The organism is Serratia sp. JKS000199 (assembly GCF_900215455.1).
GTDB lineage: Bacteria > Pseudomonadota > Gammaproteobacteria > Enterobacterales > Enterobacteriaceae > Serratia > Serratia ureilytica.
Genome location: NZ_LT907843.1, coordinates 1,756,563 through 1,782,318, shown reverse-complemented (window position 1 = coordinate 1,782,318; position 25,756 = coordinate 1,756,563). Strand labels below are relative to the sequence as shown.

Genomic DNA, 25,756 nt, shown 5'->3' with positions numbered 1-25,756 from the left:
TGTTTTTACATAACACCTCTCTTCTCAACAGGATACCGTAATGAAAAAAACCAGACTGTTGTTGATGTTAGCCTGCTCGCTGTTTGTCGTGACCGCCCAGGCCAAGACCTACCAGGTCGGCGTGGCGCTGGCCAACTTCGATCTCAACTTCGTCTCTATCCTGCGCAGCCAAATGGCGCGGGAACTGGTTGCGCAGCAGCTGCAAGGCCAGTTCGTTGATGCCAAAGGCGATGTCGCCCTGCAGGTGCAGCAGGTAGACGATCTGATTAATCAGGGCGTGGACGCCATTATCCTCAACCCGGTCGATACGCAAGGCGTTCAGCCGATGATAGCGGCCGCCCAACGCGCCGCTATCCCCCTTATCTTCGTCAACCGCAAACCCGAAGTGCCGCTGAGCGGCGCGACGGCCTACGTCGGCTCCGATTCGGCGCTCAGCGGTCGCCTGCAGATGGAGGCTCTGGCGAAAAAAATGAATTACCGCGGCAACGTGGCGATCCTGATGGGCGCCCTCTCCAACGAAGAAACCCGCGAGCGCACCCGCGCGGTGGAGGCGGTGATCGCCAAACACAAAGAGCTGAAAGTGGTAGAGAAACAGACTGCGAAATGGCAACGCAATGAAGCGGTCGACGTGGTCTCCGGCTGGTTGCTGAACGGCGTACCGATCGATGCGATCGCCGCCAACAACGATGAGATGGCCATCGGCGCGATCATGGCGCTGAAGCAGGCCAAAAAGAACGGCGTACTGGTTGCCGGTATCGATGGCACGCCCGACGGCCTGCAATTTATCAAAAACGGCAACCTGGCGGTGACCATTTTCCAGGATGCCAAAGCCCAGGCGATCGGCGCGGTGCAAGTGACCCGAGCGATGTTGGATCACGCCAAAACCGAGTCTTACAACTGGGTGCCTTATGCCACCGTGACGCGAGAAAACTACCCGCAATTTGCGCAAATGAACCAGAAATAAACCGTTGCCACTCTCTTTTTCAACCCACTTTGCACCCGAGTGCAAAACCACAGTATCAGGAGTCAGCATGTTAAATGGTGAAAGAAGCATCCCTCGCCCGCTGCGTTGGGCGATGATCGGCGGCGGCCGCCTCAGTCAGGTGGGCTACAAGCACCGTTCCGGCGCACTGCGCGACAATACCGCCTATCGGCTGGTTGCCGGCGCTTTTGATATCGACGCGGCGCGCGGGCGTGAGTTTGGCGTCAATCTCGGCGTGCCCGCTGAACGCTGCTATGACGACTATCAGCAGTTGCTGAAACAAGAGGCCAACCGCGAAGATGGTGTTGAGGTGGTGACCATCGCCACCCCTAACGGCACCCACTATGAAATCACGCGCGCCGCGCTGAATGCCGGCCTGCATGTCATCTGCGAAAAACCGCTGTTCTTCACTACGGCGGAGGCGAGAGAAATCAAGGCGCTGGCGGCGGAGAAAGGCCTGATCGTCGGCGTAACCTACGGCTTCTCCGGGCATCCGCTGCTGATGCAGATGCGCGCCATGATCGCGAACGGCGACATCGGCGAAATACGCATGGTCGAATTGCAGTACACCCATGGCTTCAACGCCAACGAAAGCGCGGACACGTTCGAGGCGCAAAAGTGGCGCGTCGATCCGAAAATCGCCGGCCCCTCCTTTGTTCTGGGCGATATTTCTACCCACACCTTCTACATCTCACAGCTGGTCATGCCCGACATGAAAATTGCCTCCCTGCTGTGCGATCGCCAGAGCTTTATCCCTTCCCGCGCCCCGCTGGAAGACAATGCCATGGTGCTGATCCACTACGAAAACGGCGCCGTCGGCCGCATGTGGGCCTCCGCCATCAACGCGGGCGCGATGGACAGCCAAAGCATTCGCGTGGTGGGCTCACGCGCCAGCCTGCAATGGAGCGATTCCACGCCCGGCGAATTGCGCTATGAGATCCAGGGGCGGCCCAACCAAACGCTGCACCACGGCATGCCCTATCTGGACGACAGCGCGCTGGCCGAAGAACGGCTCGGCGCGCTGCATACCGAAGGGCTGGCCGAATCCTGGGCCAATATTTACCTCAAGTTCGCCATCGCCATCAGCGCCAGCCAGCGCGGCGATCGGCAAACTCTGGCCACGCTGATCTATCCGGATATCGATGCCGGGTTAGAAGGCGTGCGCTGGATTGAAAACTGCGTTCGTTCCGCCGACAACGGCGCCACCTGGGTCAATTACCGATAAGGAAAGCATCATGAAACTTTCATTCTGTACCGACAGCCTGGGCCATTTGCCCTTCGAGCCGATGCTGGATCGGTTGCTGGAGCTGGGGGTGCGCGGCGTGGAAATGACCACCGGCGGCTGGTCTCCGGCGCCCCATCTGGATACCGACGATCTGCTGGCCAACCCGGCCAAACGCCGGCAGCTGCAGCAGGCCCTGGCCAGCCGCGGCATGGAGATCGCCGCGCTCAATGTCTCCGGCAATCCGCTCGATCCGGGCGAGCTGGGGCAGCGCCATCTGCGCCAAACCGACAATACGCTGGAGCTGGCCGGCCTGCTGGGGGTGAAGAAGATCGTCATGATGAGCGGCCTGCCCCCGGCCAGCCCGCATGACACCATCCCCAACTGGATCACCTATACCGTCAGCTGGCCCCCTACGGTGAAAAACTGTCTGGACTATCAATGGAATGAGGTGGCGATCCCCTATTGGCAGGCGCTGGTCGCCCGAGCCAAAGCGTGCGGCGTCGAGCGCTTTGCGCTGGAAAACTTCAGCGCCATGCTGGTGTGGAACCCGGAAACGCTGTTCCGGCTGCGAGAGGCCGTTGGCCCGATGGTGGGTCTGAACCTCGATCCCAGCCACTTGATCTGGATGGGCGCAGATCCCATCGCGGTGGCCCGCGCCCTTGGCCCCGCCATTCACCATGTGCACGGCAAAGACGTACGCCTTGAGCGCGGCGTCGTCGAGGTTAACGGGCTGCTGGAGACCAAACCGATAGACGAGGTAGCTGACCGGGCCTGGAATTATGTCGCCGTCGGCTGCGGCCGGGATCTGCAGTGGTGGAAGGAATTCTTCTCGGTGGTGCGCATGATGGGTTACAACGACTGGGTGTCACTGGAAATGGAAGACTTGACCATGTCGGTCGATGCCGGCATCGCCTCTTCCGTTCAGGCGCTGCAGCAAACCCTCAGCCAATAAATATCCTGCGCAGCGGCCACGGCCGCTGCGCCACCCAGTGAATTGCCAACCGCTTACAAACACCATACCGGCCGGGCGCCCACCGTCGCACTGGCATGCCCAGCGCCATGGCTCAGGCACAGCGTTCTCAGCCCGGCACCCGCACCGGAATACCAGGCGCCGCCTCGCATCAGCATGCGTTCGCCGTAGTTGCGCAGATAAACCTGATCGCCGTCCGCACACCGGTGATGCGGTGCAACGCCGAGGATTTTCAATATATCCGGCACCGACTCTCCACTTGCCGCACCAATACGCCCGAACTCATCATCCATCAAACCAGGCGGATATCCATTGTCTTGCGGATCGCCGTTGAAATGCCGGATACGGTCCGAAATGCGCGGCGTGCCGGCATTGCCGGTAAGACTCGGCGATGAAGCATCGAATTTTGCGGTTCCCGGGCTGCCGGGAGGTAGCCACTCGCCTGTTGCCAGCTCGACCGCGCGCCAGCGTTCGTCTTCATTATCGGTCATCGGCATCGCGGCGTCATTGTCCGGTAAAAGCAGGATTTCCCCCGCGACCAATTTCAGCCCGTGTTGCCATTCCCAAAGGTTGCCGCAGAGATCGCCAATACCGTGCGGCGTACCGTCATGATACCAGGCAGCCGGACCGGATGCGGTAAACGTTGTCGGATCGCCCTGCTCATCGCCCACGACACCGCCGTCACATCGCTTGCCATACTGGCGTCGATCGCGATGCGATCGCCCACTCTCGGTATTGCCTAACTCCGGCCAGCCATGATGACGGCACCAGAACATCAACGCGGCCCATTCGGCGTTGGTGCCAATGTGCCAGCCGCGTCCATTGCAAGCCGCCGCCTGTCGAAATGCGGCCAGGTCATGCCAGCTGGCCGGGGCCGTCTCAGGTTGACTGACCAGTTCGCCATGGATCAGCGTGCCGGGGTAACAGCCGTAGAAGAAAGCCTCTTTTCGCTGACCGTTGACGATAAACGCAGGATGAACCGCCTCACCTAACCCTGATGTGACCTCTTGCAGCGTAAAACGAGGTATCACATGCATATAGCTGGGCTGCCCACTTGCGGTGTAAAGCACGGTGCGACGCCCTTGCGATTCGGCCTCTACTTTGCAACGCAAAGCGTCTTTTACAATAATCATGGAGTTATGTGCCCGTTAAAAATGCCGAGGCCGGGAAAGCGCAGGCTCCCCGGCCCATTTCTTACGCCACCATGGCGGCGGATTTGATCGGTTGCAACAATTGTCCAATATCGCAATTGAGCAGTTGAGCGCGCTGCAGCAACTCCTCCGTCTTGGCGCCAATCACGGAGTGAACATAGGCGTTGACCTGCTCCTGGTTCATTTGGTTATAACGGTCGGTAAACGCCATTTCGATGCTGTCGCAGATCACTGCGCCGGCGTTGCTGACGTAGTCCGGCAGATAGTGAATACCGCGCGCCAACAGCCGCTGTTCAGCCTGTGGCGTATTAAACGGTGAGTTGGCGCTGCTCACCACCCAGCGGGTATTCAGCTGTTCAATATTCTGTGCATTCAATACGTTGGACATCGACGCGATGCACAGCACCTCGCTGGGTTGCGCCCAAAGTTCCTCTTCGCTCACGCGGCGCACCCCCGCAGGAAATTGCGCTGCGGGGTTGATGTCATAGGCCGTCACCTCACAACCGAACAGCAGGCTTTGTTTCGCCACTTCAGTGCCGACCTTGCCCATACCGTGAATGGCAATGCGCGCGCGAGGCAAATGATTGAGCCTCAGCGTCAACACTTTTTTCATCGAACTCCAGACGCCGTAGCCGGTTGCCACCGATGTATCGACTTGTGGGCTGTCCATGGCATTCAGGATCCACGGCGTAAACTGCCGCAGATAGTCCATCTCTCGATTGCCGGTATTGATATCGCATCCCGTAAACATGGTGCCGCCATAGCGATTGAGCAGAGCGCCTATCGCTTCAAGCACTGCCGGTTGCTCTTGGGGAGAACGTTTGCTGTTCACCACGATTTTGCCGCCGCTGAAGCCGGTATTGTACAGCCCGTGCTTCAGCGACATGCGCTGCGCCAGCATGATCGCCTCCTCTTCCTGCTGCTGCCGGGACGCATAGTTTCGCCAACGGATACCGCCATTGGCCGGTAGCAGCTTGATCTGCGACGAGTAAGCCAGGGTGAATGACGTTTCGTCATCGATTACGACCGTTTCTATCTGGTATTGGTTATGTGTATTCAGCAATTCATTGTTAACTGACATAATTTGCCATCCTGTTTTAATGAGAATCTTGCTCGAATGCTCCAGCCTGGTCCAACTGTTGTTTAATGCCCCACGGCGTAGGCCGCTTAAGAAAATCGGCCATCCCTATTGCCTTGCCAAACTCTTGCTCCAACATCGCCAGCAGGCGCAGCGCCATCAGCGACTGCCCGCCGGCGTCAAAAAAGTCACAGTGGTTAGAATCGGGGTTCACGCCGGTCACATCCCCCCAAACGCGCCAGATACGCGCCATCTGGGGATCTGACTGGCTTGTTGCCGCCGGCGTTCGCTCGGCTTGCGGCCCCTGCCTGTCCCGTTCGCCCAACCACCAGTGCGCCGGATCGAAGGGATACATCGGCAATGCGATGCGCGAAGGCGGTAGTTGCCACAGGCGGCGCCAGTTAACGTTGACGCTGGCGCGCCAGATTTTTTGCAGCGCCTGGATCCATACGGCGCCTTCATTCTGCGCTTCGTCGCGACGCGGCAAGGTTCGCACCGCGGTCACAGAACCGGCGGATTTCAGCTGTGCAACCAACGCCGTGAGCGTCGAACCCGGCCCAACTTCGATAAACAACGTCTTGCCGCGCTGCGGTAGCTGCTGCAAGGCGCGGTGGTAATTGACCGGTTCACGGGCATGACGCGCCCAATAGCGGCCGTCAAGCGCCGAACATTCGACTTCGGTCGCCAGCAAGGCGGAGACGTAACGTACCCCCGTCGCCGATTCACCCGGCGGCGGCGCAATATCGGCCAGCTCGTCAAGAATGGGATCCATCAGGGTCGAATGAAACGCATGTGAAACATTCAAGGCTTTGCATCGCACGCCTCGGTCTCGCATCTGGCGTTCGCAAGCGCGAATGGCTTCAGCGGTGCCGGACAGCACGCAGCCGTCATCACTGTTTTCTGCCGCCAGCGATAGCTGATGACTCAACCAGGGCTGAACCTGTTGAACGCTCAGCTCTACCGCCAACATCATCCCGGACGGCAACCCGGCCATCAGACGCCCACGATGAGCGGCGAAAACCAGCGCCTCTTGCACCGAGAACACCCCAGCGGCCCAGGCCGCCGCAATTTCGCCGAGGCTGTGCCCAATGACCCAATCCGGCTCGACGCCGTAATGCATCAGCAGTTCGGCCATGGAGATTTCGACGGCGATCAGCGCGGGCTGCGTCAACGCGGTATCGTTAATCGACTCGGGCGCGGCCTCTCCGGTAAATAACGCCGAGAGATCCAGTGCGGCTTGCGTTTGCACTATCTGCAGTTTGTCGTTCATCAGTTTTCTGAAGGTCGCGTCCTGCGCCATCAAATCGCTGGCCATACCGATAAACTGGCTTCCCTGGCCAGGGAATTGGAAAACTATCGACAAGCGCCCTTTCCCCGTATCCATCATGTTTTCTTTCACGCTCAACGCGCCCCGATCGTCTATCTGCAAGGTGCCGCGATAGCGCAGCGACTTTCTTCCGCTTTGCGCGCTCCAGGCCAAGCGTTCGTCGTTTTCGCCGTGCGGTCGCTGCAGATAGCGTTTTACCAGCCGATGCCAGGCCTGTTCTGACTGTGCGCTGATCGGTACGACGGTGGAGGACAATGAGGCCGCTGTTCGCGCCGGCGGCATGACAGGCGGCCTCGCCAGTACGACATGCGCATTCGTACCGCCAATACCGAATGCGCTGACGCCGATGGCCTGGCGCGGATCCTCGCGATCCCACCGTTGAGCGGAACAGATAAACTCAAACGGACTCTCCGCCAATGCCATTTCCGGATTCGGTGAGCCAACGTTGATCTGCGGCGTGAGCCAGCCATGCTGAATTTGCAGGGCGGCCTTAATCAATCCCGCCATGCCGGCGCAGGTTTCCAGGTGCCCGACGTTAGCCTTGACTGCGCCGATGGCGCAGAACCCCCGTCGTGTCGTATGCTCTCGGAAAACGCCGTTCAGCGCCTCGAATTCGATGGGATCGCCGGCCAGAGTGCCCGTACCGTGGGCTTCGATGGCGCGAAAATCCTCAGGCGTCAACCGGGCATCGTCCATCGCCTGGCGCAGCAGGCGTTGCTGGCCATGCAAACTGGTGGTGGTAAAACTGACTTTGCGCGCGCCGTCATTATTCATCGCCACGCCTTTGATCACCGCGACGACGTTATCGCCGGCCGCCAGCGCATCACTCAGGCGCTTCAACACCACCACACCGACGCCGCTGCCGAATACCGTACCGCTGGCATCTGCGGAAAATGGCCGGCAGTGCCCATCGGTGGAAAACACCATGCCTTGCTGCGCAAAATAGCCGTCGTTTTGCGGGATCCTTAGGGTACAAGCGCCTGCTAACGCCAGGTTGCAACGGCCGCTGCGCAAGGCGTGGACCGCTTCGTATACCGCCACCAGCGAAGTGGCGCAGGCGGCTTGCACGTTGCACACCGGCCCCCCGATGCCCAGATGCCAGGCCACCCTGCTGGTGAGGTAATCTTTATCGCTCATTATTTGCCGCTCGAACGGCGAAGGATTGAGTTTATCGAGTAGCTCGGATCCTTGCGCCTGACGTAAATAGTCAGAGCTGCTACAGCCGGCGAACAGCCCGGTATCCTCAAGTTCCCCCGGTGTCACACCGGCGCTTTCCAGCGCGTGCCAGGCGCATTCCAAAAAGAGCCGCTGCTGGGGATCCATCAGCAGCGCATCGCGCGCGCTAATACCGAAGAATCCTGCATCAAAGCGAGATATGTCGCCGGCCACAGGCGCGGCGACGGGAATATATCCCTTGTCGACGGCATCATCCCGATCGTTATCGACGCGAACCAGGGATTCGACACCGTTGATCAAATTATGCCACCAGCTTTCGATGTCCTCGGCGCCCGGGAAACGGCAGGCCATGCCAACCAGGGCGATATCCCGTTCATTGCTGTTCACCTGCTGCATGAAGGTTCTCCGCTCAGAAACGCAATGCGCTGATGTCCCAACGGGGCTCTCGTTCCGCCAGCAGATCGGCGCAAATTTGCCCCATCAGAGGCGTAAATTTGAACGCCCATCCTCCTGCCGAGACCACCAGATGTTCGCCGCCGTGGCAGCGGCCCTTGGCGCTGTCGAGATAGAATTGGCGCGCCGGATCGGTGGGCAACACGGCCAGACAGCTTGCAGCGGAATGCTGTTTATCCGGTTCGAGGAACGGCATATGCCGGCGGGCAAACTCCAACGCGCGCTCCACGTGCTGCGGGTTTGCCCTATAGCCAGGCGCATTGGCTTCGGTGATCGGATCCACTTCGAAATCGGTCCCCAGCCGATCAAACCCATTGACGGACCAAGGGTTGGGCGGGAAGCCATAAAACAGGTTGCTGTCGCTCTCCACCGGCGGTTGGAAAGCAAACCAGAAGGGATCGTTGGCTCCCAGGCGCTGGCTGCGCAGCATGCTGATGCAGGCCATCTCATAGGTAGAAAGCGCAAGTTCAATATCCAACTGGCGCAGCAGTTTCTTGCTGCCCGGCCCACTGGCAACCAGGACTTTACGGGCGCGATAACGGTTTTGCGTCGTCAGCACCGTTGCGCCCCGAGCATCGGGCTCCACGGCCTTCACGCATTGCTGGAACTGGAACTCCACGCCGGCTTCGCTGGCCAGCGAGTAAAGCGACGCCAGGGTGCCTTTAACGTCGATCACGCCGCCGTCTTGCTGCAAGAAACCTTCATAGTTGCCGTCCAAGCCGGTGAAACCATAGCGCCGTTCGATTTCACGCATCGTCAGACGTTCATAAGGCAACCTCATTTCATCCATTGAAAGCATGGTTTGGCGGATTTGCCCCTCATTGGTCCAGACATCCGCATCGCCGAACCATAGGCTGCCAATGCGGTGGATCAGTTTTCTGTCCGCCTGTTGTTCCAACTGCCGCCACAATTTGTCGGCCTCCAGGGTAAGGCGGAATATTTCCAGCTCCGAATATTGCAAACGCCAATGGCGCTCCTCCCCGCTGGTGCCGGCCAGTTGCGTAAATAACGCATGTTGTTCCAGGACCAAAACCTTATGGTCGCGATGCTCTCGCGCATAATTCCATGCGGCGGCCAGCCCGATGGGGCCAGCGCCGATAATAATGACATCCCAGTGTACCGACGTGTGCATACCTATCCCTCGTAATGGATATTGTGTGTGTTTGATAAAATTATTTTTTAATTAAGCTTTTAATCTGATCCAGCGGCAACAGGACGATCAGCGTCAGATATTTTTCTCGCGGAATATCCTGATAGAGCTGACGAACGCCGATCTTCCCCATGACATCCCCGCTAACGCCGGCGGCGAACAACGATTGCCATTGCCCCGCCCAAATCGCACTGGAATTCCAAATGCCGGCGGTTTCGATTCGCCCCAGCGGCGTCTCGGCCGTCTCGTGGTACCAGGAAACCACGCTGTCGTCCGGCAGTGAGGCGATTTTCCACCCCTGGCCCTTCATCGTGCCGATATCATGCCCCTGCTTATCCACCAACCGATCGATATGTGAATTGGCATCGCCAACGTTAGGGACATTATCCGCTTTTGCTTTAAAGGTAATATTTGCCATTTCGATAACGGAAAGCACGGTGGCATTGTTATAGCCGTCTTTCGTCGCCAAAATATGCTCAATATCGTTGGCCTCTTTACCTGAACTTATTAACTGGCGAACATAATCGCCAAGCGCGATCAGCTCAGACAATACATTATTATTGCCCTGTATAATTTCCATGAAATATTCCTTTTAGACGTTGTTAAACGGTCAAGGCTTCAGATTGTTTGAACCACTCGCGCCCTTTTTCTCGATCGATATCGGAACCGGCGTCGGCAAAGAGTGTGACAACCCGTTGATCCGCACTCAGCGTTTCTGCCAGCTTACAGGCCGTTTTCCAGTTGGCGGCGGAAGATGCGCCGATTTTAACGCCGGTCAACTGATGGAACTCGTGCATCGCGCTGAGCGCTTCCCGATAGGAAACCGGATTGAAAGGCGGTTCCTGCGGCATCAACTTACTGATGAAAGGCTGACGGAAACCGAAGCCCAACCCGCCGGCTCCGGCAAATTTAGGTTCACCGTTCGGCGCAGACAGCGTACCGTAAGGCAGTTCGCGCGGCGTGCTGCCCCACACGATCAGCTGTGGGTTATCCTGACGCAACGCGGCGGCCACCCCCGACAAGGTCCCGCCGGTCCCTACCGCCGATACCCAACCGTCGATGCGCTCACCCTCCAGCTGCCGGCGAATCTCTGCGCCCGTCGCATGCTGATGTACGGCGGTGTTGACCAGGTTAAGATGCTGAGAAAGCAGCGTCCAACTGCCATCTTCATGCGCAATCTGCTGGCTGCGTGCAATGACGCCGAGCAGGAACTGATTGCGATCGACCAGAGTAACGATGGCTTTATCGGCTTTTAACGTGTCGATAAGCGGTTGCGGAGACGAATCCGGGATCACCACTTGCACCGCTATCCCGCACATATTGCCAAGCTTGGCCAGGGCTTTCGCCATATTGCCCCCCGAGGAATCGAGCAACTTCAATTCACCGGCGGCGAAGTCGTGTTGATTGATGGCATCGCAAAACAGACCGAACGCGGTGCGGTCTTTCACCGAGCCAAACGGATTCTCAAACTCAAACTTGGCGTAAATCGACGCCTTTCCCTTTGGCGACGGCACTTCAACCAGCGGAGTATTGCCTAACGTCGCATAGAATTTTTTCAACTGGGGGAACAGAGCGAAGGCTTTCTCCGTATCCGGTGCGCAATCCTGTGGGTTAAACAGCTCAAAATTCATCAGAGGTTCCTTTAAAGCCATACGTTGACAAATAAGCCAGCGTTACCGGAGCAGCTGGCGGAGAAACGCAGCGGTGTCCTGCGCGAAATAAAAGTGATCGCCCGCGAGGAATTGCACCCGGCTGCCGGGGAGTTCTTTTTCCCACAGCGACAGCGCGGCGCGGCTAACCAACGGATCGTTATCACCGCCCAAAATGCGTGGCTGCATGTCGGGCAAAGGTTCTGCGCTGAGCGCGCCCAACAGCTGTAGATCTTGCTGTATCAAGCGGGTGACAAGCGGGCGAGTGATCTCATCCAGCGACAGTGCGCCGCTGCTTTCACTGAATGTCAGGATGTCGCCCAACACCTCTTGCCGCAGGCTTTCCTGTTGAAGTATTTTCAGTTCAGAGGGGGCGCGCTGGGCCGACAACACGGCGTCGATGTTAAAACGCGACGCTTGTAACGCCGCGGCAACCTGCAGGGCAAACAGCGCGCCCATGCTATGACCGAAAATCACCACCGGCGCGATGCCCAGCGAAGAATGCAGCGCATCAACGCAGCGCGTAATGGCTCGCTGCGCCGTTTCCCAAGCCGGCGCGTCTTGCGCGTCTTCTCGGCCGGGGTACTGCACGATGAACAGATCCACCTCGTCCGGCAGCAGATCACGCCAGTGCTGGTAGAACGCAACGCCGCCGCCGGCATGTGGAAATACGACCAATTGTTTGCTGACCGGTGAACTGCATGGGCGGCTGAGCCTCACCACGCAACCGAGAGACGTGCGCAATGGCGTCATGAGTTCAACCCCGCCGTATTTTTGACCGTCTGTTCCTGGCGCAGCATGTCGCGCAACGTCACGCGATCTATCTTGCCGATCCCTTTCATCGGAATGGTATCGATGACAATCAGCCGCTCCGGCGCCTTGAACGCCGCCAGCCCTTCTTTCTCAAAGAAGCGGCGCAATGCGCTGAGAGTCAGAGTGGTATCTGTGCTGGTGACAAACAGACAAGGCACCTCACCGTAGAGATCGTCCGGCATACCAACGCAGGCGGCTCGCACCACGGCAGGATGCTGTTCAGCCAACTCCTCTATCTCATTGGGACTGAATTTCTCTCCCCCGCGGTTGATCGAGTCGTTTACGCGGCCGTCGATGAAAATGTTGCCCGCGGCATCGACGTGCGCCAGGTCGCCGGTACGGTAGAAACCGTCCGCCGTAAACGCGCTACGATTCGCCTGGGGATTTTGGTAATACTCGGTGAGCGTATAAGGGCCGCGGGTGATCAGTTCGCCTGATTTGCCCACGGGCAAAGGACGGCCGTTTTCGTCGACGATCAGCACTTCATCATGCGGGCTCAACGGCCGGCCCTGAGAGCTGAATCGCAGAGTGTCATCATCGTCAATCGAGTTAAAACACAGCAGCCCTTCACTCATGCCATAGCACTGCTGCAGGGTAATGCCGAGGTTGCGGGAGGCGGAGGCCGCTAGCTCAGGCGTCACCCTGGCGCCACCCACCTGAACATGCCACAAAGACGTCAGGTCGCGCGGCGTTTGCCGCTGCAGTTCGCTCCATTGAGACAGCAACGCAGGCACCAGCGTGGTGTGTGTCACGCCGCATTGCTCGATCACGTCCAACGCCGTTTCCGCCGACGGGGCGTCGGCGAGCGCAACGGCGCCGCCGCGAGAAAGCGTACCGAGTATACCGGGGCAATTGATGACAAACCCATGCGAAACCGGCATCGCGGCGAAATAGACCGAATGGCTGTCTAAAGCAAACACGTCACAGCCGCACTCGATCATATAGCTGTAGCCGCCATTTTTACGGGCAATCGCTTTAGGTAAACCGGTGGTGCCGCTCGAGAGCAACATGACGGCGGTATCCGACGGCGTCATGGTGGCGGCGTGAAGTGGCGGCGCGGGCGTCAAACGCGAACAGAAATGTTGCAGGTTTAGGTAACGAGTGTCGTGCCCGGCGTCATCGTAGTCTTCGACCAATATCACATCGATATTGAGACCTTCGGCCAACAGCGTCTGCAAAGCGGCAAGTGGGTTATAGCGACGGGAACCTCGCTGCAGGGCAAATACTTTTGGCGCCGTCAGATGCAGAATGTGCCTCAGCTCTTTTTCTCGATAAGAGGGTAATATCGGCACCGGGATCGCACCGAGCATCAACGAAGAGAGCATGATGACAACCGCTTCACGGGTGTTGCGCAATTGATAGGCGATCCGATCGCCCTTCACCACGCCCAATTGACACAGCTTCAAAGCGGCTGAAGCCACCGCACCGTTCAGCCAGTCGTAAGTGTAAACCTCCCCGTGTTCAAAAAGCGCCGGGCGCTGTCCATGTTGTTGAAGGGCCAGCAATAAACGTTGGTTGATCGAATCCTCAACACTAACCATAGCGACTCCATAATGAGTTAACTCACTGTTTGACTGTTATCTTTCTCAATCACAATTCGTTAAACAAACAGCTTTCGGCACCTCGGTCAGGCGGCGCCATCACTTCTGTATTGGCTCAGAATGAAAAGCAAAACGGACTCAAAAACACTTCATTTTCTGGTCGACATCAAACACCATGACCGACCGTCAGTCAATTACCTTGGCGTTAATTATTTGTAGATCTTATGTTTCACCCCTATCATGTCGTTTTAATCTCCTTTATAAACAACACATTATAAATAATACTTTTTTTATACTTGCTTATGACATTTCAGAAATAAGCTGTTCTAATGAATAGTCTCGCCCTCCCCACAGCGATGGCGCGTTAACACAGCGGGCTTTCAGCAGGGCTTGCAATGCCACCGTTTCCGCCGAACTGAGTGCTAAATCTTGACGCAACTGCCAGCTGCCATCCGCCTCTTGCAGCACATCTTCAGGTACCCCCACCTCAGCCAACAGCGCCAACAAATCATCCAAAGTCTTCATAATGTTATCCAATCGTTAAATGGTATTGATAATTATTCATATTGACCGTCAGTCGGTCAATGAGTATTTTAACGCTTGCCTGAGATGACCAGACTCCCGCCCTCGCAGCGAGACTCTTACTTAAAGAGGGATTTTTTTTGAATAAATTCAACGGATTTCGCCTGCGGAAGGCTTATCTTTGCCCGTTGTTGCTGGGCATGATGCCCTGCCTGACCCTGGCGGCCGATGAAGAGTCGATCTGGGTGGTCGCAGAGGGTTCCTCCTCAGACAATGCCCCGCAGGGTTATGCCGCACAGCAAGCGACGGTGGCGACCAAAACCCGGTCACCGTTGGTCGACGTGCCGCAATTTGTCTCGGTGGTCAATCGCCAGCAAATGGACGTGCAGTCGGCCGACACGGTTAGCCAGGCGTTGCGCTACAGCGCCGGCGTTGCCGTGGAACGTTTCGGCGCTTTTTCCAGCGGCGTGGACTTCGCCAAAATGCGCGGTTTTGAGGCCGACTACTACCTGGATGGATTGCGCGTCATCGGCAATACCGGCATTTGGGGACCGCAAATTGAAACCTGGGGAGTGCAAAGCGTTGAAGTCTTGCATGGCCCTTCATCCTCGTTATACGGCCAGGGGGGCGCCGGCGGCGTAATTAATATGATTTCCCGACGCCCTTCCACCGCCGAGTCGAATCAGCTTAAATGGGATGTCGGCAATGACCGCTCGCACGCCCTCAGCCTCGATTCCACCGGCGCGCTGACCGATGACGAACAGTGGGTGTACCGCTTCGATGGCCTGGCGGCCACGCGCGGTTCGCAGATCGAAGACACCAGGCAAAAGCGCCTCTTTCTGGCGCCCGCAATCACCTGGCAACCCAATGATCGCACGCGCTGGACCGTGTTGGTTCACTATCTTCGCGAACCCCAATCAGGCTATTACAACACCCTTCCCGCCCAGGTTTTGGGGCTGTTGCCCAATCCGCACGGCAAGATAGATACCGATAGAAATTACAGCGATCCCGCGCACGAGCACTCGAGCCGTACGCAATACGATATGACCTCGCTGCTTGAATTCGAATTGAACGATCGCTGGCGCCTAAAGCAAAACCTGCGCTATTCCCACGTAGACTCGACGGTGCGGCGCGATTTTACGCGCGACATCACGCCGGACGAGGGACTTTTGACGGCGGTTTATCAGGACGCACCGAGTCAGGCGGACAGTATCGTGATGGATAATCAGGCCGAGACGTCATTCGTTACCGGCGCCATCGTCCATCAGGGGTTGGCCGGGATCGACTTTCAGGCCGGTAAATTGGATAAAGACTGGTGGGGATCGCAAACCGTGACGTTTGATCCCTGGTCCGAACAGTACCGCCCTTCATTCGAACCTATCCCGGTTTCACGCACGTCGACAACGCAACGCTTCCAGCGCACGGGCTTATACGGACAGGACGAAGCCAGCTGGCGCGGATGGCATTTGTTGTTGGGCGGCCGTCATGACTGGTCACGCATGCGTACCAGTGACAATCTGGCCCATACTCAAACGCAAACCAATGACGCAGCCTGGAGCTATCGCGCCGGGTTGAGCTACCCGTTCGACAATGGCCTGGCGCCGTGGGCCAGCGTCTCTACCGCCTTCGATCCGTTGACCGGCACAAACGCTCAAGGCACGCCGTTCAAGCCAACCCATTCCACTCAGTATGAGATGGGGATGAAACTGCAGCCTCCCGGCAGCGCAACGATGACCAGCCTGGCGGTCTACCAACTGACGCAGCGCGATGTGAACACCATCGATCCCCTTAATCCCAGTTATTACACCCAAACGGGTGAAGTGCGTTCTCGCGGCGTGGAGCTGGAATCACGGGCGGCGGTGACCGATAACCTTAATCTGATGCTGTCCTATGCCTGGGTCAACAACGTCGTGACGGAGGCTAACGATAGCACGCAGGGGAAACATCCGGTGGGGGTTCCGGCGCAGACCGGCTCGATGTGGCTGGACTATCGCTTTACTAAAGGGCCGCTGCAGGGGCTGCTGATCGGTGGCGGTACCCGCTACCTGGGGGCCAGTTGGGGAGATGGCGCCAACACCTTCAAAGTGCCCGCCGTTTGGCTCGGCGATATGACCGTTCGCTATACGCCGGGTGCCTGGGATCCTCGTCTGTATAATCTGGAGCTGGGATTGACGGTCAACAACCTGACCAACAAATCTTACATCGCCAGTTGCACCAGTGCGCCTTACTGCAGCATCGGCATCGAACGCCGCATCATCGGTTCGATAAGCTGGTATTTCTGATGCACAGACGACGTTTTCTTCAGGCGGCCGCTTTGCTGGCACTTTCTTCGCCTTCACGCTCTCTGCGCGCCCAGGCTGATACACAGATCGTGACCGATATCGTCGGGCGTACGGTGACTTTACGCTATCCTCTGCGGCGTATTTTCCTGGCGGAAGGCAACCTGTTTTATACCGTCGCGGCGCTCAACCCACGCGCGCCGATGGAAAAACTGGTGGGTTGGCGAGACAATTTCCGCACCGCCGACCTGGACAGCTACCGGCTGTATCTGCGCTATTTTCCCGAACTGGCCAAGCTGCCGGCCTTCGCCGGCGTGCAGCAAATGCAATTCGATCTGGAAAGGTTGATCGCTTTGCGGCCCGAAGCCATATTGCTCAACGCGAATACGCGTTCTGTGCTGGAAACGAGCGGCCTGATGGCTAAGCTTACGGCGGCGAACATCCCCGTGGTGTTTGTCGATATGAGCATCGGCCTGATGAACAACAGCGCCAGAAGCATCGCCATCATGGGGCAGCTGTTTGATAATCCGCAAAGTGCACATAGCCTGATTCGCTTCCGCCAGCGTCATCTCGATACGATCCGCGACACGCTGATGAAACGGGCTCCACCGCGCCCACGCATAATGATGGAGCGCGCCGCCGGATTATACGAGGATTGCTGCCTGTCTTGGGGCAATGGCAACTACGGCGAGATGGTGGATAGCGCAGGAGGATTCAATTTGGCTCAGACGCATATTCACGGCGTTTACGGCGCATTGAGTCAGGAAACGGTGATCGCTTCCCGGCCCGATAAAATCGTCGTGACCGGCAGCAACTGGAGTCATTACTCGCCCCACGGTGACTGGATCAACCTTGGGCCAGGCGCAGATTTGACGCTGGCAAAAACGCGGCTGGAAAAATTGATGCGACGCCCGGCTTATCGCACCCTGGCCGCGGCAAAGAACGGACAGGCGTACGCCATCTGGCACCCGTTTTACGATCACCCTTTTAATTTCGTCGCGATCGAACGTCTGGCCACTTGGTTCCATCCGTCGCTGTTCGCCGGCGTTGATCCCGAAGCGACTTTTGCTGAACTCTTCGCCCGCTTTCTTCCCATTCCGTATCAGCCCGGTTACTGGGTGTCGCTCAAGGCGGCGCCGTAAACGATCAGCGACATCCCAGCAAACGCATGAATTCCTGCGCCAGCGCGGGCCCCAGCCCTTGGCGGTCGGCGTCGGGGTTGACCATAACGTCATCCACGGCACCATGCATGCCGTGATACATCAAGATGGCGGTCAGATGCGGATTCTCCAGACGCCAGGCGCCCGCCGCTGCGCCATCGTTTAAAATCGTCAGGATCTGCTCCAGCACGGCATCACGATCCTGATTGCCTCGGGTATGATAATGATGATCGTGATACAACGCATCGTGCAGTTCCATGCCTTCAAAATAGGTCGCCACGCCGGCATCACACCAGGCTCTCAGACGCGCCAACCAGTCATCCGGCGCGCATTCATCGATAGCCAGCTGAATTTTCTCGATAAAGTGATTGGTGAAACGTATACGTAAAGCGGACAACATTTCATTTTTGGACGGAAAATAGTGGTAGAAGGTCCCTTTGGCGACGTTGGCGTCGCGGACGATATCGCTGATGGTGGTCGCTTCAAACCCTTTTTCGATAAACAGCTTCTGCGCCGCATCCATCAATTCATCCAAGCGCACTTCCGCCGGTTTGGTTCGAGGCTGTGTTTCTTTCATCTTCTCTTTTGTCTTCATATCAACATCCACTAGGAGTCCAGCGGCCATCGTAACCAATGTTGTTGCCATTGACCAGCCGGCCTATCTCAGTGAAATCAATATTTACGCTCCATTGACCGACGGTCAGTCATAATATAGGATGAGAATAGTTTTCACTATCACCCCCATCTCAATAAGGAGCCCCACTATGTCCGGTATGCGCAGGATTTCGCTCGTTGCCGCCATCTGTCTGGGTACATTTATGGCGTCGCTTGATATCAGCATTGTCAATGTGGCGCTGCCCACGATGCTGGAATCGCTACAAACCGACATGTCGGGCCTGCAGTGGGTCGTTGACGCCTATGCCCTTTGCCTTTCCGCGTTAATCCTTTCCTCCGGTCCGCTGGGCGACAGATTTGGCCGCAAGCGTATTTGGCTGTACGGCGTTGCATTGTTTACCGTCGGTTCGATCGTTTGCGCATTCGCCTCCTCTCTCGGCATGCTGCTGACGGGCCGGGTGATACAAGGGATCGCCGGCGCAGCCGTTATCCCTGGGGCATTGTCGTTATTGACTCATGCTTTTCCGGAGGAACAGTTGCGCACCCGCGCGATCGGGATCTGGTCTTCGGTCAATGCCCTTTCGCTGGTGATTGGCCCGGTTTTGGGCGGCTTGCTGGTGCATACCACCGGTTGGCCAGGCATATTCTGGATCAACATTCCGGTTGGGATCGTCGCGTTGATATTGGGCGGTTGGGGGCTGCGAGAAAGCTCGCATCCTGAGCACGCGGCGCTTGACCCGCTGGGGCAAGGGTTGAGCATCTTGTGGCTTGGCGCGCTGACCTACGGGCTGATTGCCGCCGGAGAATTCGGTTGGCACAGTGTGCAATCGCGTTTTCCGTTGTACGCCGCCCTGGCGCTGTTTGCGCTGTTTCTCTGGGTGGAAACGCGGGTCAAACGCCCCTTGCTGCAGCTGAGCCTGTTTCGCAACGCCGATTTTAGCGGCTATAACCTCGCCTCTTTTGTACTCGGTTTTTCCGCTTACAGCAGCGTCTTCTTCGTCTCGCTATTCCTGCAACAAGCCCAGGGCTGGAGCCCCGCCGACACCGGTTGGCGCATGGCGCCGGAATTTCTCGCCATGGCGCTGGCCGCTTCCGGTTTTGGCCGCCTGTCCGCCAAACTGAGCGTGAACTCGCTGATGATCGTCGGTTATGGCCTGATGGGCGTTGCCCTGTTGTTGCTGACGCAGCTGCACGCCGATTCGCCTTACGCTCTGGTGGCGCTCTATTTGGCCCTGCTCGGTTTCGGCATGGGGCTGTCCATGCCGGCGACAAGCGCCTTGGTGATGCGCACCGTTGCGCCGCAACGTTCCGGGATGGCGTCGGCAACGATGAACGCGCTGCGACAAACCGGCATGACGCTGGGTATCGCCTTGTTGGGCACGCTGATGAGCATGAAAGCGGTGACTACCTTGACTGCGGCTTTGCAAACGCAAGGCGTGGAACAGGCCGCCGCAATCGCCCGGACGGCGGTCATCGAACAACAGCAAACGGCCGTTGATGCATTGAGCGCGAGCCGCATGCAAGCGCTGACGCACAGCGCCTTCGCCGATGGTTTCGGGATCGCCATGCTGTGTGCCGGATTACTCAGCATCGTGATGACCGTGTGGCTGCTGATCATGCTACATCCGCGTTTCCGTCTGCATCCTCAGGCCGGAAACGCCGTGCTGAACAAGTCACCTGAACGACTGAACGAGGAATGAACATGACAAAATTATCGGTCGACCCGATCGAAGAATTGATCGCTTTCGCTTCGCAGGTAGATGCGTGCATGATTCCCCCCGCCGTCCTGGCATTCCAGTGTAAACGGCTCATGGATAATCTTGGCTGTCTCGCCGCCGGCTACGATCAAAGCGGCGTTGACGCGGCGCTGTCGCTGGCCAGACGCTGGAGCGGCAACGCCGAAGCCAGCATTATCGGCAGCGAAGAACGGCTCGCCGCGCCTCAGGCGGCGTTTGTCAACGCCGTACGCGCTCGCGCGCTCGATTATTGCGACGTGCTTTCTCCTGGCTGGCACCCCAGCTCCTCGGATATTCCTGTGGCCTTGGCTGCTGCGGAACTGTCGGGCGCTTCCGGCCTCGACACCTTGGCTGCGTTGGCCGTTGGGCAAGACTTCGCTCAACGCATCAACCTCGCCGCGCAGGCGAACGGCTTTTTCTACCGCGGATTCGACTCGAACATCCTCGGCCTGTTTTCCGGCGCAGCGATCGCCGCCCGCCTGTTGCGCCTGGACCTGCACGCCTTTACCGACGCTATCGGCCTGGCTTTCGATTTTGGCATCGGCACCTTCCAACACTATCAGGACAAGACGCTGGCGGTACGTATCAGCCAGGGATTGGTGGCTCGCCATGCGCTGGAAGCGGTTTTATTGGCGCAGGCTGGAATAAGTGGCCCTAAACGCGTCCTGAGCGGCGAGAACGGATTTTTCAATCTCTATGCCCCGGGCGAACCCGACCTGGGATTGCTGACCCACCACTTGGGCACCGCCTTTCTGGGTGAAGAAGCGACCTGTTTCAAACTCTACCCGCACTGCAGCATTCTGCTGGCGCTGACCGAAGCGCTGTTGAACGACGGCCCGCATCGGCAGTTGTCCGATCCCGCACGGGCGAAGATCACTCTGCATGCCTCGCCGACCATGCGCATGGTCTGCGGCGCGCCATACGAGCCGCAGAAAACGGCCGAAATCGATGCGCAGTTCAGCGCGCGTTACATCATCGCCAATGCGCTGCTGCGCGGCCAGGCCAGCGCACGTGAATTCAGCGCGGCTTCAGCGACAGAACCTACGGTCGTTGCTCTGGCGCAGCGTATCGAAGTTCATGAACAACATGCCTTCGATAGGTTTGACCGCTTCGAACTACACATCACGCCGGAGCAGGGTGATACGCTGCGGCTCGAGGCCGAGTTTGGCCGCGGCTGGCCGGAGAATCCGGCCGACATGCAGGATATTCGTGAGAAATTTCTTCACTGCTGTGCGCAATCACCCAGTGAGGGATTACGCCTCAATGCGCGAAAACTGATGGCCTGCATCGAGAATCTGGTCGAAGCGCCTTCGTTACAAGCCTTGTTGGCCGCAACGCGAGAAGTGCGCTAGTCCCGACGCACTCCGCCGGCGTCAAAGCGGCGATCGCCGGCCCCCTCACTTCGGCGCGTAAATCTCTCTGAGCGTGGCGATCACTTTCGCCACGTTTGGGTCATCGATGCGGTAAAACAGGGTTTGCGCTTCGCGTCGGTACGTTACCAGACCTTCATTGCGCATTTTCGCCAGGTGCTGCGACAGCGCCGATTGGCTGAGCGGCACCAACTGTTGTAGCTCCCCCACGGCGATCTCATCGTGTTTCAATAGCAGGCAAAGCACCAGCAAACGGTGTTCGTTGCCTATCGCTTTCAACAGCCTGGCGGCCTCAATCGCCCCTTCATTCAAAAAGGGATCCTGCTTAGCTTTTGCATTCATGGTCAATCACGGCCCCGTCATCATTCAGCCGCATTATAGCGGCTTTCAGGCGCCGGCACAGCATTACATTAGTATCCATTAAATTAGATATTGCTAATTTATATAATTCTAATATAACCTTGTATTCAAGCCGAGCGGCTCTCCCTGAGGCCGCAGGCTCTTTCCCAACACAAGTGAGAATGCGTTATGAATATGCCAACCCTGGTGTTGCTGGCGTTTGCCGGCTGGACATTATTGATTCTATTCGGCACCGTCGGCGTTTATCGCTGGTCCCGAATTTTAACCGGCCGCGCCACGGTCAGCGAATGGCAAGCGAACAAACCGCAGGGCAGCGATGGCTACCAGCGCGCCATTGCGGCGCATCGCAACTGCATTGAAAATTTGCCGGTTTATACCGCCCTCGTTGTGGCGATAGCCGTATTTCAGGTGGAAAGCACGACGCTGAATGTCTTGTCTCTGGCCCTGCTCGGCGCGCGCATGGCGCAGAGCCTGGTTCACATCGGTTTCGAGCAGACGGAGAAAGTCGCCACCTGGCGCTTCGCTTTCTTTTTCACGCAAATCGTCACGATGATTTGGATGGGGATAGAGATCGTCAGGAGCCTGCCATGACGATCACGAACCTGGCAGAGCCCCATGAGGTGACCCGTTTCCTCTATGACGCAGACAAACCCGAGGGGCAGCGGGCCATCCTCTACTTTTCCGCCTCCTGGTGCCGCCCTTGTCAGAATATGCAGGGGATCGTTGAACAGCTGCACCGTCACGCCAACGAGATCGCCTTCGGCCGCATTGACGTCGCGCAGGCGCCGACGGTCGCCCCTGCGTTCGGCATCAAATCCGCGCCCTCCCTCGCCCTGTTTGAGGATGCGCGCCTCATCGCAATCATCGCGGGCGAGGTTCCCTTGCAACGGCTGTTACACCGGGTGGCGACGGCCTTCGCCGGCGTTACAGCATCCACTCGATAGGCAGCCAGCCGGCCACGGTAAGAACGATGCGTTTTACCCAGCCGGCGCCGGGTTCTTGCTGGTGCACCTCGGTGTGGCCGTCTTCGAAGGCTTCTTTCCACACCATTTTGCCTTCGGGCGTCAATACCGGCCGATAGGCGGCGTATTCGAGCGGGCCATCAAACAGTTGGCGGGTGTCGGCCGCCAGCGACGGGCTATCGATCAAGAATCCCATTTCGCAGTTCAGGTGCGCCGAGCGCGGATCGAAATTGAACGAGCCGATAAACACCCGTTTGTCATCGATGGCGAAGGTTTTAGCATGCAGCGCCGCACCGGACAGCCCCAGCGGCTTGAGTTCCTTGCGCCCCGTCGGTTGCCCGGCGCGCAGCTTCAGCTCGAACAGCTCGACGCCCGCCTGCAGCAGCTCACGCCGGTATTTGGCGTAGCCGGCGTGGACCACCAGCACGTCGGTGGTGTTCATCGCGTTGGTCAGTACGCGGATGGATTTTCCCTGCTTGGCAAGCGATTCAAAGAAGGTTGCCCCTTCCCGCCCCGGCACGAAATAGGCGGAGACCAGATCCAATTGCCGGCTGACGCCGCCGATGATCTTGCCCAGCTGCGTCACCATCAAGCGATCGCGCGACGCTTTGCCCAATCCCTTCGCCGGATCGTCGGCCACCAGCTCTACCTGGGTGAATTCCGGCTGCACGGCGCCATCACGAAAGCGCACCGCACTGGTTTCCAGCTGCACCGCCAATTTACGGGCGCGCTCGCTGGTTTCGGTTGCGGCGGCCTGCGTCAGGAATGCCGAGAGGTTGCCCTGGCCCCGGATAATTTGCTCAACGCCGAATACCGAGGCGCTGTTCCAGTAGCGATCGAAGACATCGGCGGTCTCCGCCACCACGCTGCCGACGCTCAACACGTCGAGATCGAGGAAATAGTTCTCGTCGCCGACCTGGAAATACTCATCGCCAATGTTGCGGCCGCCGATGATCGCCACGGCGCCGTCGACGATGTAGGACTTGTTATGCATGCGCCGGTTCATGCGCATAAAGTCGAAGGCGTAACCGGCCAGCTTCGGCGTACGCACGGTAGACGGGTTGAACAGACGGATCTCGACGTTTTTCTGCGCGTTCAGCGCCGCCAGCGTCTCATCCATGGCGACGCCGTTATCGTCCAGCAGCAGCCGCACACGCACGCCGCGTTGGGCCGCGTCATACAGGGTTTTCAGCAGGATCTGCCCGGAGGTGTCGTTATGCCAGATATAGTACTGGGCATCGATCGACCTTTCCGCCATCCGCGCCAACGCCAGGCGGCTGGCGAACGCATCGTGGCCGCTGACCAGCGGCACCACGCCGCTCAGGCCGGGGTGTGCCGCCATCTGTTCGGCGGCCCGCGCCGGCAATAGCGCGGCAGGATCCGCCGGCAATGCCGCCTGCGGTGAACGTTGGGAAATATCCGGCAAACGAAAGATGACTCTTGCCGCAATAATGGCGATCGTCACGGCGATAATCAGGTACACGACAATTTTTATCACGGGAAGCGGCCTCGGAGGTTGACTGCTTTGCTTTATACGTCATTAGGTTGCTTCAATCTATAGGAGAAGCGCGCTCTGCAATACGGCTATAGCGTAAAGCGCGAAGGCGAAACGCCAAACAGTTTTTTAAACGCCACCGAATAGGCGCTGTGGCTCTCATAACCGCTTTCGAAAGCGGCGTGTATGATGGAGTGGCCGGCCAACAGCAGCGGAATGGACGACAGCAGCCGCAGACGCTGTTTCCACTGGCCAAAGGTGATGCCGGTTTGTTGAGTAAAGTGACGCTGGAAGGTTTTCGCGCTGATCGACAGTGAATCCGCCCAGATCTCAATGCCGCGATCGTCGGCCGGCGTGATGACCAACTGCCGGCAAATGGCGGCCATTCTCGCTTCCATCGGCCAAGGGAGATGCAGCGCCAGCTGTGGCTGCAGGCTCAGTTCCTCGAGGAACAGCGCTCTGAGCAGCGCGTGGCGTTTGGTTTCCTCGCCCTCGGGTGCCAGCGTCGCCAGTTGGGCGATCAGCTCCCGCAGCAGCGGTGACACCTGCAAAACGCCGTCGCGCAACGGCAACCGCGCGGCGGTGAATTCATCGACAAAAATCCCGTAAACGCAGATATTGCTCTGCATGACCAGTTGATGCTCCACCCCCGGCCGCAGCCAGACTGCGGTGGTTGGCGGCACGATCCAACGCCCGCTGCCCGCCTCGACCGCCATCACTCCCTGTTGCGAATAGAGCAAATGGCAACGTTTATGCGAGTGGAAAGGAACGACAAAGCCTGCCGGATAGTGTTTCACCAGCCCTGTCACCTCGAACGAGGAATTCTCGTGGCTGCTGAGGTTGATGCGTTTCGTTTCGGCGTTGTCGACTTCGAATCCCATGGTCGTTTGTCCCTTTTGATAACGCGAATGTCTTTTATTTGATAGAGAGGCCGCATGATCCTCCATATAGTGACGTTCTCGCAAGCCACACCAGGGGCCTTATGCGAATAAACTCACTATGACACCCACATTTCATCGTTCTGCGTGGTAACGGGGCGATGACATTGTGCATGCGCTGCACAATGGCGGCAACGTTGCGGGGGCGACGGAGGCCGAAAGTGATGGAAAGGGAAAGCGCGGTGGATTGAATCAGGAGGTTTATGCCTAGTCAGCAGGTAGCTTAGCCTGGGGGGCGGCTCAATGCTGAAGGGATAGGGAGAGCGCCTAGGCTCTCCGCTATCCCTTCTTGTCAATACGTCAACGGGCCAGTTCGGCGCCGTCCAGCTCGGAAATCGCCAGACAAATCACTTCCGTTATGGCCTCTACCGTATAGGCGGTATTGGCAGGAATGATTAACATCTCATGAGGTTGCAGCGTCTGATCGTCAACCTTCAGTTCACCGCTCAGCACCATCAGTTTCACCCATCCCGGATGAAAACGCGCCGGTTGTCGGCTGCCCGCATCCAACTTCAGCAACGCCGTATGGCCCGGCGTCTCCCGTTTCAAAATATGAAAGCGCACCCCATCGTAAGGCATGTTTTCGTAATGCAGTGACGCCAGTGTTCTCTTATGCATGGTAAGTGTCCTCGTGACCTGTGAGTAGCTGCTCCGCCTTCGGTCGCCGTAAAAACGTTTGGCGGCTGTCCCTACCGAAAGCACCGTCTCGCAGCCTCTTGGCGAACGGATTAACTGTCGTGCTTGCAGCGGCCTGTACGGCCACCGCTTCATGCCTAACCTGCCTCAGGCATGCTAATAAATATA

At 58.0% G+C, this 25,756-nt stretch carries 23 protein-coding genes; 9 read left to right on the top strand and 14 right to left on the bottom strand.

All coding sequences use genetic code 11. The features are described 5' to 3' along the window. The first annotated feature begins 40 nt into the window (after positions 1–40). From CPH57_RS08635 to CPH57_RS08625, 3 genes are all read left to right on the top strand, one after another. Positions 41–964: a substrate-binding domain-containing protein gene (locus CPH57_RS08635; protein WP_089197061.1), complete on the top strand. Its 924-nt coding sequence runs from the start codon at positions 41–43 to the stop codon at positions 962–964. Positions 965–1,031: 67 nt separating this feature from the next. Next, complete coding sequence (locus tag CPH57_RS08630) at positions 1,032–2,207, top strand: Gfo/Idh/MocA family protein (RefSeq protein ID WP_089194767.1); 1,176 nt, start codon at positions 1,032–1,034, stop codon at positions 2,205–2,207. Positions 2,208–2,217: 10 nt separating this feature from the next. Next, the gene (locus CPH57_RS08625; RefSeq protein ID WP_033643095.1) at positions 2,218–3,159 is read left to right on the top strand and encodes a sugar phosphate isomerase/epimerase; all 942 of its coding nucleotides are present in this window, start codon (positions 2,218–2,220) and stop codon (positions 3,157–3,159) included. 53 nt (positions 3,160–3,212) lie between these two features. Here CPH57_RS08625 and CPH57_RS08620 read toward each other — a convergent pair whose 3' ends face one another. The 9 genes from CPH57_RS08620 to CPH57_RS08580 all read right to left on the bottom strand — a co-directional run bounded on the left by CPH57_RS08620 (position 3,213) and on the right by CPH57_RS08580 (position 14,040). Then, complete coding sequence (locus CPH57_RS08620) at positions 3,213–4,310, bottom strand: hypothetical protein (protein WP_089194766.1); 1,098 nt, start codon at positions 4,308–4,310, stop codon at positions 3,213–3,215. 61 nt (positions 4,311–4,371) lie between these two features. Further along, the gene (locus CPH57_RS08615) at positions 4,372–5,409 is read right to left on the bottom strand and encodes a Glu/Leu/Phe/Val dehydrogenase dimerization domain-containing protein (RefSeq protein WP_033643093.1); all 1,038 of its coding nucleotides are present in this window, start codon (positions 5,407–5,409) and stop codon (positions 4,372–4,374) included. Positions 5,410–5,425: 16 nt separating this feature from the next. Further along, a complete protein-coding gene (locus tag CPH57_RS08610) occupies positions 5,426–8,305 on the bottom strand; it encodes a type I polyketide synthase (RefSeq protein WP_089194765.1) in 2,880 nt (959 codons plus the stop codon). A 13-nt stretch (positions 8,306–8,318) separates the two neighbouring features. Further along, entirely contained in the window at positions 8,319–9,494 is a 1,176-nt protein-coding gene (locus tag CPH57_RS08605; RefSeq protein ID WP_096242256.1) for an FAD-binding oxidoreductase, read from the bottom strand. Positions 9,495–9,534: 40 nt separating this feature from the next. Next, a complete protein-coding gene (locus CPH57_RS08600) occupies positions 9,535–10,092 on the bottom strand; it encodes a hypothetical protein (RefSeq protein WP_050440105.1) in 558 nt (185 codons plus the stop codon). 22 nt (positions 10,093–10,114) lie between these two features. After that, on the bottom strand, positions 10,115–11,143 hold the full coding sequence (locus tag CPH57_RS08595; protein ID WP_033643090.1) for a PLP-dependent cysteine synthase family protein: 1,029 nt from the start codon (positions 11,141–11,143) through the stop codon (positions 10,115–10,117). 42 nt (positions 11,144–11,185) lie between these two features. Next, complete coding sequence (locus tag CPH57_RS08590; RefSeq protein WP_033643089.1) at positions 11,186–11,914, bottom strand: thioesterase II family protein; 729 nt, start codon at positions 11,912–11,914, stop codon at positions 11,186–11,188. Continuing rightward, a complete protein-coding gene (locus CPH57_RS08585; RefSeq protein WP_096242255.1) occupies positions 11,911–13,515 on the bottom strand; it encodes an AMP-binding protein in 1,605 nt (534 codons plus the stop codon). The genes CPH57_RS08590 and CPH57_RS08585 overlap by 4 nt, the downstream gene beginning before the upstream one ends. 300 nt (positions 13,516–13,815) lie before the next feature. Further along, the gene (locus CPH57_RS08580) at positions 13,816–14,040 is read right to left on the bottom strand and encodes a hypothetical protein (RefSeq protein ID WP_033643087.1); all 225 of its coding nucleotides are present in this window, start codon (positions 14,038–14,040) and stop codon (positions 13,816–13,818) included. Between the two features lie 137 nt (positions 14,041–14,177). Here CPH57_RS08580 and CPH57_RS08575 point away from each other — a divergent pair, with 137 nt between their 5' ends. Then, positions 14,178–16,319 (top strand): TonB-dependent siderophore receptor, encoded by a 2,142-nt coding sequence (locus CPH57_RS08575; RefSeq protein WP_096242254.1) that lies wholly within the window; start codon positions 14,178–14,180, stop codon positions 16,317–16,319. Further along, entirely contained in the window at positions 16,319–17,458 is a 1,140-nt protein-coding gene (locus CPH57_RS08570; RefSeq protein ID WP_096242253.1) for an ABC transporter substrate-binding protein, read from the top strand. Before CPH57_RS08575 ends, CPH57_RS08570 begins: the two co-directional genes overlap by 1 nt. Positions 17,459–17,462: 4 nt before the next feature. On the opposite strand, the gene CPH57_RS08565 is transcribed toward CPH57_RS08570, so the two are convergent. Next, entirely contained in the window at positions 17,463–18,122 is a 660-nt protein-coding gene (locus CPH57_RS08565; RefSeq protein ID WP_228287377.1) for a TetR/AcrR family transcriptional regulator, read from the bottom strand. Positions 18,123–18,294: 172 nt separating this feature from the next. Between CPH57_RS08565 and CPH57_RS08560 the strand changes: the two genes are divergently transcribed. Together CPH57_RS08560 and CPH57_RS08555 are read left to right on the top strand one after the other, a co-directional pair. Next, positions 18,295–19,791 (top strand): MFS transporter, encoded by a 1,497-nt coding sequence (locus CPH57_RS08560; RefSeq protein WP_230079600.1) that lies wholly within the window; start codon positions 18,295–18,297, stop codon positions 19,789–19,791. A 2-nt stretch (positions 19,792–19,793) separates the two neighbouring features. After that, positions 19,794–21,179 carry an MmgE/PrpD family protein gene (locus CPH57_RS08555; RefSeq protein ID WP_089194761.1) on the top strand — a complete coding sequence of 462 codons (1,386 nt, stop codon included), beginning with the start codon at positions 19,794–19,796 and terminating at the stop codon, positions 21,177–21,179. Positions 21,180–21,224: 45 nt separating this feature from the next. Here CPH57_RS08555 and CPH57_RS08550 read toward each other — a convergent pair whose 3' ends face one another. After that, a complete protein-coding gene (locus CPH57_RS08550; RefSeq protein WP_033643082.1) occupies positions 21,225–21,539 on the bottom strand; it encodes a helix-turn-helix transcriptional regulator in 315 nt (104 codons plus the stop codon). A gap of 186 nt (positions 21,540–21,725) precedes the next feature. Between CPH57_RS08550 and CPH57_RS08545 the strand changes: the two genes are divergently transcribed. Together CPH57_RS08545 and CPH57_RS08540 are read left to right on the top strand one after the other, a co-directional pair. After that, positions 21,726–22,148 carry an MAPEG family protein gene (locus CPH57_RS08545; RefSeq protein WP_033643081.1) on the top strand — a complete coding sequence of 141 codons (423 nt, stop codon included), beginning with the start codon at positions 21,726–21,728 and terminating at the stop codon, positions 22,146–22,148. Beyond that, positions 22,145–22,501: a thioredoxin family protein gene (locus CPH57_RS08540; RefSeq protein ID WP_046687050.1), complete on the top strand. Its 357-nt coding sequence runs from the start codon at positions 22,145–22,147 to the stop codon at positions 22,499–22,501. The genes CPH57_RS08545 and CPH57_RS08540 overlap by 4 nt, the downstream gene beginning before the upstream one ends. On the opposite strand, the gene CPH57_RS08535 is transcribed toward CPH57_RS08540, so the two are convergent. From CPH57_RS08535 to CPH57_RS08525, 3 genes are all read right to left on the bottom strand, one after another. Further along, positions 22,482–24,017, bottom strand: coding sequence for a phospholipase D family protein (locus CPH57_RS08535; protein WP_069100165.1), 1,536 nt, complete (start codon positions 24,015–24,017; stop codon positions 22,482–22,484). The genes CPH57_RS08540 and CPH57_RS08535 overlap by 20 nt on opposite strands. A gap of 86 nt (positions 24,018–24,103) precedes the next feature. Beyond that, a complete protein-coding gene (locus CPH57_RS08530; RefSeq protein ID WP_033643079.1) occupies positions 24,104–24,895 on the bottom strand; it encodes a helix-turn-helix domain-containing protein in 792 nt (263 codons plus the stop codon). A 357-nt stretch (positions 24,896–25,252) separates the two neighbouring features. Beyond that, on the bottom strand, positions 25,253–25,570 hold the full coding sequence (locus tag CPH57_RS08525) for a cupin domain-containing protein (RefSeq protein ID WP_033643078.1): 318 nt from the start codon (positions 25,568–25,570) through the stop codon (positions 25,253–25,255). Positions 25,571–25,756 lie beyond the last annotated feature (186 nt).

Bases quoted from the DNA above. Each gene is read 5' to 3' on its own strand.
- CPH57_RS08635 (WP_089197061.1), top strand. From the start codon at position 41: ATGAAAAAAACCAGACTGTTGTTGATGTTAGCCTGCTCGCTGTTTGTC.
- CPH57_RS08630 (WP_089194767.1), top strand. From the start codon at position 1,032: ATGTTAAATGGTGAAAGAAGCATCCCTCGCCCGCTGCGTTGGGCGATG.
- CPH57_RS08625 (WP_033643095.1), top strand. From the start codon at position 2,218: ATGAAACTTTCATTCTGTACCGACAGCCTGGGCCATTTGCCCTTCGAG.
- CPH57_RS08620 (WP_089194766.1), bottom strand. From the start codon at position 4,310: ATGATTATTGTAAAAGACGCTTTGCGTTGCAAAGTAGAGGCCGAATCG.
- CPH57_RS08615 (WP_033643093.1), bottom strand. From the start codon at position 5,409: ATGTCAGTTAACAATGAATTGCTGAATACACATAACCAATACCAGATA.
- CPH57_RS08610 (WP_089194765.1), bottom strand. From the start codon at position 8,305: ATGCAGCAGGTGAACAGCAATGAACGGGATATCGCCCTGGTTGGCATG.
- CPH57_RS08605 (WP_096242256.1), bottom strand. From the start codon at position 9,494: ATGCACACGTCGGTACACTGGGATGTCATTATTATCGGCGCTGGCCCC.
- CPH57_RS08600 (WP_050440105.1), bottom strand. From the start codon at position 10,092: ATGGAAATTATACAGGGCAATAATAATGTATTGTCTGAGCTGATCGCG.
- CPH57_RS08595 (WP_033643090.1), bottom strand. From the start codon at position 11,143: ATGAATTTTGAGCTGTTTAACCCACAGGATTGCGCACCGGATACGGAG.
- CPH57_RS08590 (WP_033643089.1), bottom strand. From the start codon at position 11,914: ATGACGCCATTGCGCACGTCTCTCGGTTGCGTGGTGAGGCTCAGCCGC.
- CPH57_RS08585 (WP_096242255.1), bottom strand. From the start codon at position 13,515: ATGGTTAGTGTTGAGGATTCGATCAACCAACGTTTATTGCTGGCCCTT.
- CPH57_RS08580 (WP_033643087.1), bottom strand. From the start codon at position 14,040: ATGAAGACTTTGGATGATTTGTTGGCGCTGTTGGCTGAGGTGGGGGTA.
- CPH57_RS08570 (WP_096242253.1), top strand. From the start codon at position 16,319: ATGCACAGACGACGTTTTCTTCAGGCGGCCGCTTTGCTGGCACTTTCT.
- CPH57_RS08565 (WP_228287377.1), bottom strand. From the start codon at position 18,122: ATGGCAACAACATTGGTTACGATGGCCGCTGGACTCCTAGTGGATGTT.
- CPH57_RS08560 (WP_230079600.1), top strand. From the start codon at position 18,295: ATGGCGTCGCTTGATATCAGCATTGTCAATGTGGCGCTGCCCACGATG.
- CPH57_RS08555 (WP_089194761.1), top strand. From the start codon at position 19,794: ATGACAAAATTATCGGTCGACCCGATCGAAGAATTGATCGCTTTCGCT.
- CPH57_RS08550 (WP_033643082.1), bottom strand. From the start codon at position 21,539: ATGAATGCAAAAGCTAAGCAGGATCCCTTTTTGAATGAAGGGGCGATT.
- CPH57_RS08545 (WP_033643081.1), top strand. From the start codon at position 21,726: ATGAATATGCCAACCCTGGTGTTGCTGGCGTTTGCCGGCTGGACATTA.
- CPH57_RS08540 (WP_046687050.1), top strand. From the start codon at position 22,145: ATGACGATCACGAACCTGGCAGAGCCCCATGAGGTGACCCGTTTCCTC.
- CPH57_RS08530 (WP_033643079.1), bottom strand. From the start codon at position 24,895: ATGGGATTCGAAGTCGACAACGCCGAAACGAAACGCATCAACCTCAGC.
- CPH57_RS08525 (WP_033643078.1), bottom strand. From the start codon at position 25,570: ATGCATAAGAGAACACTGGCGTCACTGCATTACGAAAACATGCCTTAC.